We start from the raw sequence: 13,039 nt of genomic DNA, 5'->3' as shown, positions 1-13,039 counted from the left end.
AATTTCGCGGTCTGCCGGTGCTCTGTGGATTCATTGTCCAGAGTCTTAGCGTATCAACATGTCCTGCATGTTGATGACCTTGGCTGGTGTGGCAAACGTCCCGCCCGCCGCGATCTGGTTGACGACTTCGATGACCAGCGCATTCTTGATGAAGCTGGCAACTGATATGGCGACGAGGATTGCATCCGGTTGCTGGGAACGGGCAAACGCAAATCCCTGCACGTAATTGGCGCCCATAGAAGCTAGGGTACGCACTATGGCGGTGTCCTTTGACCTTTACACGAGGTCTTTTCCAAGTCTGGTGACTGCTCATGAATAGGCAGCTACTGATTTTGACTTTACGCAAGCGACAAAGTAGACCTTCATATAAATTAGCAAACAGACAATAGAACGTGGAGGAGAAATGAGGATGGTCAAATATATCCGCATATCCTGTTTGGTTTTCGCAATCGCCAGTATTCACGCGACATCAAATGCTGCTAAGCCGGGGACTCCAACTCCAACTCCAACCGCCCCCATAGTTGTTACAGAATCAGGAACCGTCGTAGGACGGTAAGCGTCGTCCCTGAACCGTCTGGACGCGCGAGTCCAAATTAGCGAAAGTGGTTCCCACCAAAAAGTAGTGGGAACCAAAGTGGCCAATCCAACCAACCGGCCGACGCGCAAAGGGCGGCCGAATCATCCTCTCGACTTCAAGCGCACCCTCGCGCAGCGCGCGTGCGAGCCTGGCGTGTCCGTCTCGAAGCTGGCGCAGGAACACGGCATCAATGCCAACCAGCTGTTCAAATGGCGTCGCCATTACCGGGCGGGCTTGTTCGACGCTGCCGATGCATCGTTGCTGCCGGTCGCGGTCGTTGACGCGTCAGTGGAGACGGCATCTTCCGCGCCGTCGCCTATGCCAGTCGCACCGACTGTGCAACGTGGCATCGAAATCGCGTTCGCCGATTGTACCGTGCGCGTCGGCGAGCAAGCCGACCTGGCGACGCTGCGCGCGGTCGTGGCCTTGCTGCGCCGATGATCGGCCTGCCGGCGGGTACGCGCATCTGGCTGGCCGCCGGCGTGACCGACATGCGCAGCGGCTTCAACGGCCTGGCGGCGAAGGTGCAGACGGCCTTGTCCGAAGATCCGTTCTCCGGTCATGTCTTCGTGTTCCGCGGCAAGCGCGGCGATCTCATCAAGGTCTTGTGGTGGACGGGGGACGGCTTGTGTCTGCTGGCCAAGCGCCTCGAGCGTGGCCGCTTCATCTGGCCGCAAGCGACCAACGGCTCGGTGGCACTGACGCAGGCGCAACTGTCGATGCTGCTCGAAGGCATCGACTGGCGTCGGCCGGAACGTACGCAACGTCCCCTGTCAGCCTTGTAAACATCACCACACCTGCGTAAACTGCGCGGCATGGTTGCGCACGCCGATCTTCCCGACGATATCGACACGCTCAAGGCAATGCTTGCCGAGCGCGATGCTGTCGTAACGGAACTGCGCGAGCAACTCTCCACCCGCACTGCCGAGATCGAGCATTTGAAGCTGCTCATCGCCAAGTTCCAGCGCATGCAATTCGGCCGCAAGTCCGAGAAGCTGGAGCGGCAGATCGAGCAGCTCGAACTGCGCCTGGAAGACTTGCAGGCCGATGAAGGACAGACCGCCAGCAGCGCACAGCGTCAAGGCAAGCCGTTCCGCACGCCGCCGCAGAAAAAGCCATTGCCCACACACCTGCCGCGCGACGAACAAGTGCATGCGCCTGGCGAGGATGCCTGTCCGGCATGCGGCGGTGCGCTCAAGCACCTGGGCGAGGATGTGTCGGAGCAACTCGAATACGTGCCGGCCCGCTTCAAGGTGATTCGTCATGTGCGGCCCAAGCTGGCTTGCAGCTGCTGCGATTGCATCGTGCAAGCCGCAGCGCCTTCCCGGCCGATTGCACGTGGCTTGCCCGGCCCCGGCTTGCTGGCGCATGTGCTGGTCGGCAAGTTCGCTGACCACTTGCCGCTATACCGGCAATCGGTGATCTATGCGCGCGAAGGCGTCGAACTCTCCCGAGCGCTGCTGGCCGATTGGGTCGGCGCCTGCAGCGACTTGTTCGCTCCGCTGGTGGAGGCATTGCGGCGTCATGTGACGACGGGCGCCAAGCTGCATGCGGACGACACGCCGTTGCCGGTGCTCGCGCCGGGATTGGGCAAGACCAAGACTGCCAGGTTGTGGACCTATGTACGCGACGATCGTCCTGCGGGATCGGCCGAGCCGCCGGCGGTGTGGTTCGCTTACACACCGGATCGCAAGGGCATCCATCCGCAGGAGCATCTAAAGAACTTCGCCGGCATCCTGCAAGCCGACGCCTATGCCGGCTTCGGCGCGTTGTACGAGACGGGCAAGGTGAGCGAGGCGGCATGCTGGGCCCATGCGCGGCGCAAGTTCTACGACTTGCATGTGGCACGGCCGTCGGCGGTGACAAAGGAAGCGCTGGATCGGATCGGCGCACTGTATGCGATCGAAGGCGACATCCGCGGCAAGCCACCCGACGAGCGGCGCCAGGTGCGGCAGGCACGCGCCAAGCCCTTGCTGGCCGACTTCGAGAGATGGTTACGCGCGACGAAGGACACGCTGTCGAGGAAATCCGATACGACGGCGGCGATCCTGTATGCGCTCAACCGCTGGGAAGCGTTCACGCGCTATGTCGACGATGGGCGCATCGAAATCGACAACTCGGCGGCCGAGCGTGCCCTGCGCGGCGTGGCGCTCGGGCGCCGCAACTTCCTGTTCGCCGGTGCCGATTCCGGTGGCGAACGTGCCGCGGCGATGTACTCGCTGATCGGCACGGCCAGGCTCAACGGCATCGACCCGCAGGCGTACCTGCGTCACGTCCTCGAGCGCATTGCCGAGCATCCCATCAACCGCATCGACGAACTGCTGCCCTGGAACGTCGCAGGACAACTCGGGTGACTGGCGATCGGCTCACTCCCAGTCTTCGTGTTCTATCGGTACGGTCGCTGCCAAGTCCCAGACCATCGAGTGGTACTGAACGTCGAACCATTCCTTGAACATCTTCAATGTCCGGTTCTTCGGCCACCACGATTCATCGGTGTACCAATTGCCGACGAATAGTTCGAAAAACATCTTCCATCGGCGATGCACCCAACGTTCCGCATCCTCGATGCCTTCGAGGGACGCGTCAGACACGAGGAATGCGTCTTGTTCCTGCCGCAGTTCCTCGAGCGTGAGGCCCGCGGGCGGCATCGGATCGACCCGCATAATCCAGTCCAGGACAGGCTGCTTCGGCAGCAGGACGATCAAATGACGGTTGATGGTGAAACGAGGAAAATCGGACATGGTGCGCGGACCGTGATGAAAGCCAGCATTGTAGCCGTCACATGAAATGCAATCGTCAACACGGTTCAGAGAAGACGCTTACGTAGGACGCTATGTGGGCGCCACTGAGAGCAATGCGCTCAATGCAGCCAATCCTCAAATTGGAAGCGCTGTTTTATTTGATTACAACGGACAGCCGGTGAGCTTGCCCATCATCGATACACCACTGCGCTGGGTGCAGGTAGGGTCCATCTATTTCACGACTAGCGACTGCACTGGGCAAGCGTATTTGTACAACCCCCCATCGTTGACTAAATTGCGTGGTGTGGCCGCGCTTGTGTCGTCACAGTGGACAGCTTTTGTGGCACAGATGGTCAACCCTCAGTCCATTTATGCGCAATCAGTTTTTAATAGCGGAAGCTGCGGAGGGGCCGGGTATAGTATCAACTCTGCGTATCCAGCTTCAAAGATAACTTTGCCCACACCGCCTTTTTATGTCGAATGAATCTAATCCTAATTCTCATATTCTGAGGTGCAATGGTTTAGCGCATCTATAGAACATCCTGCATGCTGATGACGTTCGCTAGCGCTGCTAACGTCAATCAGATTCAGATTTTGTTGGCCGCTCTATCACCACAGTCCAATCTTGATCGCGGCCGTCAACGCGCGTCAATCATTTCGTGCATGTTGATTACATTGGTGGCTTCAAATGACTCTCCGGCCGCAAGCTGCTGCACGACTTCCATGACTTGCGCGTTCTTGATGAAGCTGGCCGCTGATGTGGCCACGAGGATCGCGTCGGGCTGCTGGGAGCGCGCGATCGCAAACCCCTGCACGTAGTCCACGCCAATGGAAGCCAGCGTGCGCACCGTGGCGGCGTCTTCCGCCCATTCCGCGATCGTCTTCATGCCCAGGTTGTTCGCCAGCCGCACGATGGCTTCCACGATGGCGACGTTGGCCGGGTTCTCGTTGATCTTGGAGATGAAGTTCCCGTCGATCTTGAGCACGTCGGCCGGCAGGTCTTTCAGGTAAGAGAATGAGGTGTAGCCGGCGCCGAAGTCGTCCAGCGCCACCCGCACCTGTCGCTCGCGCACCTGGTTGATGAAGCGAACCGTGTTGGGCAGGTCGTGCAGCGCGACGCTCTCGGTGATTTCCAGACAAATATGCGATGCCGCCGCCGCATGCCGGTCCAGCAGGTCCAGCGCGTCGAGGATAAAACGTTCGTCGTTGAGCGACGCGCCGGAGAGGTTCATGCAGACGAACCGGGTATTGGGCAAGCGCTCGATGTTGCGCTCGATCCAGCCCAGCGTGGTCGACAGCACCCAGCGGTCGATCATACCCATCAACCCCCCCTTCTCTGCCACGCCAATGATCCGGCCAGCGGGGATGATGGAGCCGTCTCGGCCCCGCATGCGCAGCAGCACCTCGAAGTCCAGCGTTTCCGTCGGGCGGTTCAGCGACATGATGGGCTGCATTTCGAGGAAGAACGCCAAGGTCGCATCCGCGCTCGTCAGGTGGTCGGCCAGCGCCAGTTCCGCCCGGCGCTCGAACAGCGCGCTCGAGGAGCGCTCATAGGCCACCACGTGGTCGCCGCCGCTCTTGGCCTCCTGGCAGGCGCGCGAGGCGCTGGCGATGACGTCAGCCAGTTCCATGTCAGGCGTGCATTCGATCAGGCCGATGGAGGCATGCACGTTGAATGCATGGTCGCCCACCTTGTAGGAAGTGTCGGAAATGACCGTCACGATGCCCTGGCAGACGACTCTGGCAAACGCCAGTGTCGTCTTTGGCAGCATGATCAGGAATTCATCGCCGCCCACGCGTCCGATGACATGGCCACTGCTAAGCACGCTGCGCGAACGGTCCGCCACCTGCACCAACAAGTCGTCGCCGGACGCATGGCCGAACAGGTCATTGATCAGTTTGAAGCGATCGAGGTCCAGATAGGCAATGGCGACCGTTTCCTTGTTGCCCAAGCTTTCCATGACCTTCTTGTACTCCAGCTCGATGCCGCGCCGGTTCAGCGCCCGCGTCAGCGGATCGTTGTGCGCCATGAAGAACAGGTTTTCGTTGATCAGCGCCTTGGCGGTAATGTCCTGCAGGAAGCCCTCGATCTTGTCGTTGACCAACCGAGCCTTGACCAGCAGGTGCTTGGTGCCGTCTCGGCTCTTGAATTCCACTTCGGCGTCACGGCCTTTGAGCAGTCGTTCCTGAAGCGCAGTCCATGTGCCCACCTCAAGGTGAGCCAGCCACCAGTTCGGGCCGGCATCCTGCCGCATGCCGAGGATTTCGTAGGTTGCCGGGTTGGCGCTGATGAGGCGGCCTTGGGTATCGACGGTGAACAGGCCAATCGGGTTGGCTTCATAGGCGGCTTCCAGTTCCTGCTTGGCGGCGATGAACTGGCGGTGCTCCAGCTTGATGCGTTCGGCGATGGCCACCGCGATCAGCACGGTGGATGCGATGGCGCCGGTCACGGCATTGATCGTTCCGGCCAGATGGCTGTTTGCCGCAGCCGCGGCAGCGACTTCTGCCACGTTCGAGATCAGCGTGACGGAAAACGCACCGGCGAACCACATTGCCACCGGCGAGCTTCGGCGCAGAAGCATGATGCCCAGGCTGACGAGCAGGGCTGCCAGGCACAGCAGGGTGACAACCCACATGATGGGCAGATAGGTTGCAAACGGCAGAAAGATCGCCGCCGGCAGCAACACCATGGACAGGCGAGTGGTCCAATCAACGAACGTGCCGGTCCGGCTGCCTTTCAGGGTGGTGCCGAACAGGGTCTGGTACAGCTTGCAGGTCACGATGGCGAACAAGGCAATCGTGACCGCGCGCATTGGCGACAGCCACTCGGTGGGGATCTCCTCGCCCAGCCATTGGGTGTCCCAGCCAGCCGACAATTCGGCAATGCGCAGGTTCAGGCAGATCCAGCCGGCGAACAGGACGTAGATCGATTCCCGGCTCAAGATGGCGATCAGGCCGACGAACACGGCCAGCACCAGCATGCCGCCGTCCAGCATGCCCCAGCGCCGCTGGTCCTGGCGGATAGCGGCGGCCAGCTGGTCCTCGGTCAACTGCGCGGCAGTCAGGTGGGCAGGTCCGACGAACGTGCCCCGGCAAAGGATGTCGCGTGAACCAACCGATGGCGGCAGTTCCAGTGCAAAGCCCGCCTTGGCACGCTTCAGGCTCCCTTGATGGCTTGTTCGGGTAGCGCGTCCGAGTTCGGTCAATTCGCCGTCCCAGCATGTCAGCGTGCGCGCATGGCGGGAAGGCAGTTCGATGAAGGTGCGCTCTCCCGCTGCCGTGGCGTTCATGTGGAACCAGACCGGCTTTTCAGAAAGGTTGGTGTCGAACTGGCCGATTGGCTGTTTCGCGTCCAATTCCATCATTGCCTGCTCAGGCGTCCAGTCCGGCGCAATCTGGGCCTGCAGGGGAAGCGGCGTACCCGAGATGTTCTCCTGCCGCCCCTCCGACACGATCAACGCAACCAGGGAGATGAGCACGGCCATGATCGGGACGATGTGGTAGCCGATCAGGTCAAACAGGGTATCGAGACCTGCGGCGACGCGCCGGATGGGCGCCGAAAACGAGGGAATGGGCATGTTGTGTCCCGCAACGAAAGAGAGCAACAGCAGAATAACGCCCCCCGGAACAATCCAATCCGGGGAGCAGAGAACCTATCCAGCCAATACTTTGCGCAGAGGCGCAATGGCAACCGGGGCTGCAGAAATCTGGCGCAGGGCCACATCGCCCAACAGGATGTCCGGGTGATGCGTATGGAAAATGAAGTCGCACAGCTTGTGGCCGGCGCTCTTCCAGCGCTGATACGCCGTCGGGCTTTCGAAGGCCATGACCCGGTGCGGCAGGTTGCCGGCATAGCTCAGCGGCACGTAGCCGCGCTCCGGAAACAGGTCCACGAAGGTCAGGTCAAGGTATTGCTGATCGATCGGCGCGCGGCCGGCAGCGATGGCCCACTGCACGCTTTTCATCTCCCAATAGAAGAAGATGGCCTTCCACAGTGCGAGTTTGGCCAGCATGCCGGTGCGGCCCGCCACCACGCCAAGACGGGTCACTTCCGCCAGGCGCAGGCCGTGCATCCAAGTCGGCAAGGCCACAGCGCTCTCGATGGACAGGCGCGACGTCCGGTTGAGCTGGATGCGGGCACTGCCGATGGGCTCGCCGTCGAGTTTGGACTCGACCAGCAGGACCGCCACATCGGGATGCCGGTCCATCGCATCGGGTTCGGCCATCCTTGCCGCGAGTTCCGGCAAATGCCGCCCATAGGCGTCGCGCCGGACCGTATTGGCCTTGGCAAGATCGGCTTCGCCGGTGGCAATGCGGATCGTGAACGGGAAGCGCTGTTCCCGGCGCGGGGCCAATGCGCTGGTGTTGGCCCTGTAGCTCGGATGACGCAGGGGCCCAGTATGGTCAGTCATTCAAATCCCAGGACATTATGTTATCGGCTCTGCCGCCGTGGCGACATCGTAATGGTTAAGAAACTTGCCTTGAAACCAATTCTCACTCTATGAGAACATATCCGTCCGGAAATGTGAACTGTTTGTAGCGCAGCGCAGCAAACGGGTGGCGGTTGGTACCACAGTCTCGCCAACAAACTTTTTCTGCACATTTTTCCTTCAGGAAAATAAAATACGGGCTTCTGCCCTCCGGAGCGATAAATGTCCTCCACCTCCTCCTTTACTTCGCTCCTTGACGCGATCATCCAGACATCGCATGACGCTTTTGTGGCAATCAACGCCAATGGCGAAGTGACGCATTGGAATGCCGTAGCCGAGCGCATCTTCGGCTGGCGGCAGGCAGAGGCGTGCGGCAAGCCGCTGGGCGAGCTAATCGTTCCAGCCGGCCAGCGCCAGGCACATGCGGCCGGGATGGCGCGGTATCAGGCAACCGGGCATGGCGCGGTGGTCAATAACCGGGTCAAGATGACCGCGCAGCGCCGCAATGGCGAGCTTTTCCCGGTTGAGATGACGATCTCGACGACGATGGAAAGCGGTCAGCGCATGTTCTTCGCGTTCATCCACGACGTGTCCAGGCAGCAGCAGACAGAGCTCGAACTGCGCCAGTTGGCTTCCACCGACTTCCTGACCCAGATGCCCAACCGGTTGCATTTCAATGACCGGCTGCGCGAGGCGATGGGGCGTGCCAAACGCACACGAAAGCCCATGGCGCTTTTTTTCATGGATATCGACCACTTCAAGACGGTCAACGACACGCTCGGGCATGAGGGGGGTGATGCCATTCTGACGGAGTTCGCCAGGCGCTTGCGCTCGAGTCTGCGGGAAGTGGATTTCGCGGCCCGGCTGGGAGGGGACGAGTTTGTTGTCGTGGCCGAGGGCATCGACGCAAAAACAGGGGCGGCGGTTCTGGCGCAGAAGATCCTCGATAGCATGCGCGCGCCGTTTCTGCTCGGAAGCCACAAGATAGGCGTCACGACCAGCATCGGGGTGTCGTTCTACGAAGGCGATGAAACAACGGCAGCCACGCTCGTCAGCCGGGCGGACCAGGCCATGTATCAGGCCAAGCGATCAGGGCGAAACGCTTTTCGCATCTTCGGCGAAAGCTTGCCTGTTCCTCGCGGCCTTGAGGTGACACCCTTACCGATGGTTGAATTCGTCGCCAGCACCGCCCGCAGGGAACTGGATCTGGCTGCCTTCATGCAGGAGTCGCTTCGCTCAATCCGCCAGCACCTGGGCATGGAGGTGGCTTTTGTGTCCCGGTTCATCAACGGGAAACGCGTCTTTATGTCCATCGATGCGCAAAACGGTGTCGCCCCCATCGTGGTTGGCGGATCCGACCCGCTTGAAGACAGCTATTGCGCGAGGGTGGTGGACGGCCGGCTGCCCCAACTCATTCCCGACGCGTTCGAAAATACCGAAGCGATGTCACTGCCGGCAACTCAATTGGTGCCGGTACGCGCGCACCTGAGCGTACCGATCCGGCTGAACAATGGCGAAATCTACGGCACCTATTGCTGCTTCAGTTCGACTGCCGACCAGTCGCTCAATGAGCGGGACCTCGGCGTGATGAACGTCTTTGCCGACATGCTGGCCCGGCAGATTGAACGACAGGCGGAAAATACTACGGCCTGAGCTTCAACGATACCGGCAGCGAATCCGGATTCATCGTATAGACAAACAAATCCCGGACCGGCGGCGCAGAGGTGTCGCGCACGAGCTCGAAATTACGCGCCAGCATCGACATCACGATGCGGATTTCCGCCATGGCGAGGTACCGGCCGGGACAAAAGCGCGCGCCGCCGCCGAATGGGAACATCTGCCGCGACAGATCCCCTTCCGCAGGATTGGCGCTGCGCTCGATCCATCGCGACGGCATGAAATCGTCGGGCTCGCTACCGAAGTCCCCGTTTCGGCTCACCTCCCGCAGCAGGAGAACGACTGGCGTGCCGGCCGGCACCTGCACATTGCCGATCTGGGAGTCGGACAGCGTCTCCAGCGTCATCATGGGCGCCACCGGCGTCAGGCGCATCGCTTCGTTGGTCGCGGCATCGAGGTACGGGAACGCGTCCAGCCGGGAAAACCCGGTCAGCACCCGGTCAGCGCCCAGCACGCCAGCCGCCTCTTTGTGCAGTTCCGCTTCGGCGGCAGGGGCAAGGCTCAGGTGATGGATGAGCCACGCAATGGTATGGCTGGTCGTGTCCTCGCCGGCGAAGACCATCGTGAAGGTGTTGCCGATGACGTCGTCATCGGTAAAGCCTGAGCCTTCTTCGTCGCGCGCCACAATGAGCGCCTGAAGCATGTTGGTTGGCCGTTGGCGCAATGCTGGATTGTCCTCGATTCGCCGGCGTTCCTGGGCGATGAACTGGTGGACGGCCTGCATGATCCGATCGGCCGCGGCATCGGTTTCCCGGTCCACGGCGAGCTTGATGTAGCGCCAGTAGGGAATCGGCGACGTGATGCGCTTTGCCACGCGCGCGAAAATGAACTCGATGTCGCGCTGCAACTGGTTGTCGCCCCCCTCCAGCGTATTGATGTCGTGCCCCATGGCCAGGTGCACGATGGCGTCCAGCGAGAAGGCGCCCAGGTCGTGCAGCAGGTCAATCTGCTCGCCGCGCTCAACCGCACGCTGCCAGCGCACGCGAAGGCGTTCGGCCAGGGTGACGAAGTTAGAGAAGAAGTTACGGATTACCTCGGGTGTGAGCGAGCGCATCACCAGTTTGCGCTGCGCGCGCCAATCATCTCCCTCGGCGGTAAACACCCCGCGCGCGCCGACCTCGTTGAGCATGGCCGCCACGCGGGAAGCACGCCGCATGTTGTCCGGACGTTCGCGCATGAGCCGGGCCGTGGTGGCCGGGTCCGACAACACCAGCGCATCCCGTTGGCCAAGCCGCACACGGAAGTAAGCTCCGTATTGCTGCGCCCACTCCTCCATCTGCGCATGAAAGCGCTGCGTCTCGATTTGCTTGAGATTGCCGAATAGCCAATGCGGGTCCGGGCCCGCCAGTTTGGAAAGCGGCGTGACAGCGATTGCGCCAGGGGTGGAAGCAAGGGTGGTAGAGGCCATTGTCAGGTCGTTATTATCCCGTGCGCAGCATGCGCGAGGCGGGTAGTATAACGATCATCGCTGCCAAAAAACCGAACCCCAAAAATATCGGTTTCAACTTTACAGTTTTTGACCCGCAAGCCATGACCGACCTTGAATCACGACTGCATGAGCACTTCCACGTCCCGGTCATCGAGGAGCGCGGCTTCCGGCACTATGTGTGGTTTCCCGACTTCCCCGGTGTCGAGCTCGAGGCAAGGTGGACAGCGGCGCCGGCCTGCGGCATGAAGGGGCTTCTGGAATACTTTGGCGGGGAATGGCTGGAAATCACGGAGGCCCAGTTCGACGGATTGCCGGACCTGAATCAGCATCGTGCGCATGTGTGCTGCGACGCGGACTCCTACCTCATCACTCCCGACCTGCATGTCATGGTGCATGCGGGTTTCGACTGGGAACAGGCTCGAGGTACAGATGACGATCCAGCAGTTGTGCAAGCTTATTTGCGACGGCAAGCAAACAAAGTGACCAGGTGAACTGTTTGGCGTTAAAAAATCGAATCCATTGCTAGCAAAAGGCATGAAAAACCACTATTCGACGCTTGGCGTCTTACCAACCGCAGAAATCGCCGTAATCAAGGCTGCTTGGAGAGTCCTGTGCCAGATCTATCATCCGGACAAATACGAGGGCGACAAGGCGCATGGCGAGGCCATGATCAAGGAAATTAACGAAGCGTGGGAAGTGCTGGGGAACCCCGAGAAGCGCAAAGAGTACGATGCGCAATTTGCCAATGGCAAGGGGACATTTAGCCAGGCACAAGCTGCATCTGAAAGTCCGTCTGATTTCCGCAAGGAGCTTCTGGATGCATTCCCTGAACTCGAATTTACCGCAGAATACTATCCAGACATTTGGACTACGATCGACGACCTGAAACGGATTTCCAGAAATCTGGCGGCAGGCTTTGTTGCGGCACTGCTTGAGACTAAAGCTTTCAAGCAACGAGTGGAGCTAGCGGACCGGCTCTCGGCTGCCTTCTTCACCATCTACTTTGGCACTGATGAGAAAATTCTTGGATTCGCAAAGCAGCTTGTCGATCTTGGATTGCGCGACGCGGCCTTGGAACTGAACCAAGCAGTTAATACTTTTGGCGAAGGCATAGAACCAGACCTTGTTATTTCAAAAATCCAGCGTAAGCACAGTATTCTTGATGTGGTTCGGCGTCACAAAGAAGATGAACTTAAGCGCCGCAGGGAGCGGCATGAAAGAGAAGCTGTTGAGAAAAACATGGACAGCATTCGTCGGACTTTTGAAGACTTGCGCTACATGCGTGAAACCGTAGGGCCTGGCAATATGCAGGCACTTGTCGCGGCGATTGAACCGCTTCGCCGCGGCCTCTCCATCCAAATGGATTTTGAGAAAGTGGAGCGCGGCTTTCTGTCCTCTTTCGCCAAGGATTGGATAGTCCTTACAGGCCCGCATGAAACGTGGAAGTTCTATTACGATTCTGTTTTCGCCCCCGTAATACAGGACCATCAGCGTTATTAGGCTAAAGCCTGCTTTTCCCTGAAGCGCCGAGGTGGCAAGTAGTTCAAGGCGCTGTGCGGGTGCTTCGTATTGTAATGCTCGAACCAGCTTCCCAGCTGCTGCATCACTGTTTGGGCATCGGGTCTCAATGCAAGGTTGGCGTAGTCGCGCTTGATCGTCTTGACCAGACTCTCCGCCATGCCATTGCTTTGCGGACTCGACACCGGCGTAGTAACGGGCTTGAGACCCAGCAGTCTTGCAAAGTACCGTGCCTCAGCAGCCGTATAGCAGCTCCCATTGTCGGACAGCCACTCGATCTCCGACGGCGGGCCATTGTCGCCAAACCGGTATTCCACGGCCTGCATCATCAGGTCGCCCACCAGGTTGGCATCAATGCCTTTGGTGGTCGCCACCCAGCTCATCACCTCGCGGTCACAGCAATCCAGGGCAAACGCAACCCTGACCCGTTCACCGTTGTCGCACGACAGCTCAAAGCCGTCCGAACACCAACGCGTGTTGCTCTTGTCGACCGCCACCTTGCCGTCATGACGCCGCTGGCTTACCGGGCGTTGACCGTGGCGGTACAGCAGCAGGTGATGATCACGCATGACGCGATACACGCGTATATGGACTCCTCCTCTTTTGCAAACAATTCGTTTTTGACGTTGAGGTACGACTGCTCACGTATATCCGGTCTCTGACTGCT

General features: G+C 59.9%; 11 protein-coding genes and 1 pseudogene. 6 read left to right on the top strand and 6 right to left on the bottom strand.

From position 1 onward, the window contains the following. Positions 1–45: 45 nt before the first annotated feature. A complete protein-coding gene (locus G3574_RS03065) occupies positions 46–237 on the bottom strand; it encodes a hypothetical protein (protein ID WP_163960552.1) in 192 nt (63 codons plus the stop codon). Positions 238–634: 397 nt separating this feature from the next. Between G3574_RS03065 and tnpA the strand changes: the two genes are divergently transcribed. The 3 genes from tnpA to tnpC are packed head-to-tail and all read left to right on the top strand — an operon-like array spanning position 635 to position 2,931. Next, positions 635–1,018, top strand: a complete 384-nt coding sequence (tnpA, locus tag G3574_RS28620) for an IS66-like element accessory protein TnpA (protein ID WP_163960551.1) — start codon at positions 635–637, stop codon at positions 1,016–1,018. Beyond that, positions 1,015–1,362: an IS66 family insertion sequence element accessory protein TnpB gene (tnpB, locus tag G3574_RS03055; protein ID WP_163960550.1), complete on the top strand. Its 348-nt coding sequence runs from the start codon at positions 1,015–1,017 to the stop codon at positions 1,360–1,362. The genes tnpA and tnpB overlap by 4 nt, the downstream gene beginning before the upstream one ends. A gap of 30 nt (positions 1,363–1,392) precedes the next feature. Further along, positions 1,393–2,931: an IS66 family transposase gene (gene tnpC / locus G3574_RS03050; protein WP_163960549.1), complete on the top strand. Its 1,539-nt coding sequence runs from the start codon at positions 1,393–1,395 to the stop codon at positions 2,929–2,931. 12 nt (positions 2,932–2,943) lie between these two features. Here tnpC and G3574_RS03045 read toward each other — a convergent pair whose 3' ends face one another. The 3 genes from G3574_RS03045 to G3574_RS03035 all read right to left on the bottom strand — a co-directional run bounded on the left by G3574_RS03045 (position 2,944) and on the right by G3574_RS03035 (position 7,730). Further along, positions 2,944–3,318: a hypothetical protein gene (locus tag G3574_RS03045; protein ID WP_163960548.1), complete on the bottom strand. Its 375-nt coding sequence runs from the start codon at positions 3,316–3,318 to the stop codon at positions 2,944–2,946. A gap of 638 nt (positions 3,319–3,956) precedes the next feature. Then, entirely contained in the window at positions 3,957–6,896 is a 2,940-nt protein-coding gene (locus G3574_RS03040) for a putative bifunctional diguanylate cyclase/phosphodiesterase (protein ID WP_163960547.1), read from the bottom strand. A gap of 75 nt (positions 6,897–6,971) precedes the next feature. Continuing rightward, positions 6,972–7,730 carry a hypothetical protein gene (locus G3574_RS03035; RefSeq protein ID WP_163960546.1) on the bottom strand — a complete coding sequence of 253 codons (759 nt, stop codon included), beginning with the start codon at positions 7,728–7,730 and terminating at the stop codon, positions 6,972–6,974. Positions 7,731–7,970: 240 nt separating this feature from the next. On the opposite strand from G3574_RS03035, the gene G3574_RS03030 reads away from it, so the two are divergent. Continuing rightward, on the top strand, positions 7,971–9,401 hold the full coding sequence (locus tag G3574_RS03030) for a sensor domain-containing protein (RefSeq protein WP_163960545.1): 1,431 nt from the start codon (positions 7,971–7,973) through the stop codon (positions 9,399–9,401). Here G3574_RS03030 and G3574_RS03025 read toward each other — a convergent pair. Further along, positions 9,391–10,833 carry a cytochrome P450 gene (locus tag G3574_RS03025; RefSeq protein ID WP_163960544.1) on the bottom strand — a complete coding sequence of 481 codons (1,443 nt, stop codon included), beginning with the start codon at positions 10,831–10,833 and terminating at the stop codon, positions 9,391–9,393. The genes G3574_RS03030 and G3574_RS03025 overlap by 11 nt on opposite strands. A gap of 20 nt (positions 10,834–10,853) precedes the next feature. Here G3574_RS03025 and G3574_RS03020 point away from each other — a divergent pair, with 20 nt between their 5' ends. Continuing rightward, complete coding sequence (locus G3574_RS03020) at positions 10,854–11,345, top strand: hypothetical protein (RefSeq protein WP_163960543.1); 492 nt, start codon at positions 10,854–10,856, stop codon at positions 11,343–11,345. A gap of 43 nt (positions 11,346–11,388) precedes the next feature. Continuing rightward, positions 11,389–12,354, top strand: coding sequence for a J domain-containing protein (locus tag G3574_RS03015; protein WP_163960542.1), 966 nt, complete (start codon positions 11,389–11,391; stop codon positions 12,352–12,354). On the opposite strand, the pseudogene G3574_RS03010 reads toward G3574_RS03015, so the two are convergent. Beyond that, a pseudogene (locus G3574_RS03010) lies at positions 12,351–12,956 on the bottom strand (IS3 family transposase); the annotation flags it as partial. The gene G3574_RS03015 and the pseudogene G3574_RS03010 overlap by 4 nt on opposite strands. Between the last annotated feature and the right edge of the window lie 83 nt (positions 12,957–13,039).

Origin of the sequence: Noviherbaspirillum galbum (assembly GCF_010974945.1) — a bacterium.
Taxonomy (GTDB): domain Bacteria; phylum Pseudomonadota; class Gammaproteobacteria; order Burkholderiales; family Burkholderiaceae_D; genus Noviherbaspirillum; species Noviherbaspirillum galbum.
The sequence above is the reverse complement of the archived record's forward strand: the minus strand, read 5'-3'. Positions and strand labels throughout refer to the sequence as shown.

Excerpts from the sequence above, each read along its gene's own strand:
- G3574_RS03065 (WP_163960552.1), bottom strand. The coding sequence starts at position 237 with ATGGGCGCCAATTACGTGCAGGGATTTGCGTTTGCCCGTTCCCAGCAA.
- tnpB (WP_163960550.1), top strand. The coding sequence starts at position 1,015 with ATGATCGGCCTGCCGGCGGGTACGCGCATCTGGCTGGCCGCCGGCGTG.
- tnpC (WP_163960549.1), top strand. The coding sequence starts at position 1,393 with ATGGTTGCGCACGCCGATCTTCCCGACGATATCGACACGCTCAAGGCA.
- G3574_RS03045 (WP_163960548.1), bottom strand. The coding sequence starts at position 3,318 with ATGTCCGATTTTCCTCGTTTCACCATCAACCGTCATTTGATCGTCCTG.
- G3574_RS03040 (WP_163960547.1), bottom strand. The coding sequence starts at position 6,896 with ATGCCCATTCCCTCGTTTTCGGCGCCCATCCGGCGCGTCGCCGCAGGT.
- G3574_RS03035 (WP_163960546.1), bottom strand. The coding sequence starts at position 7,730 with ATGACTGACCATACTGGGCCCCTGCGTCATCCGAGCTACAGGGCCAAC.
- G3574_RS03030 (WP_163960545.1), top strand. The coding sequence starts at position 7,971 with ATGTCCTCCACCTCCTCCTTTACTTCGCTCCTTGACGCGATCATCCAG.
- G3574_RS03025 (WP_163960544.1), bottom strand. The coding sequence starts at position 10,833 with ATGGCCTCTACCACCCTTGCTTCCACCCCTGGCGCAATCGCTGTCACG.
- G3574_RS03015 (WP_163960542.1), top strand. The coding sequence starts at position 11,389 with ATGAAAAACCACTATTCGACGCTTGGCGTCTTACCAACCGCAGAAATC.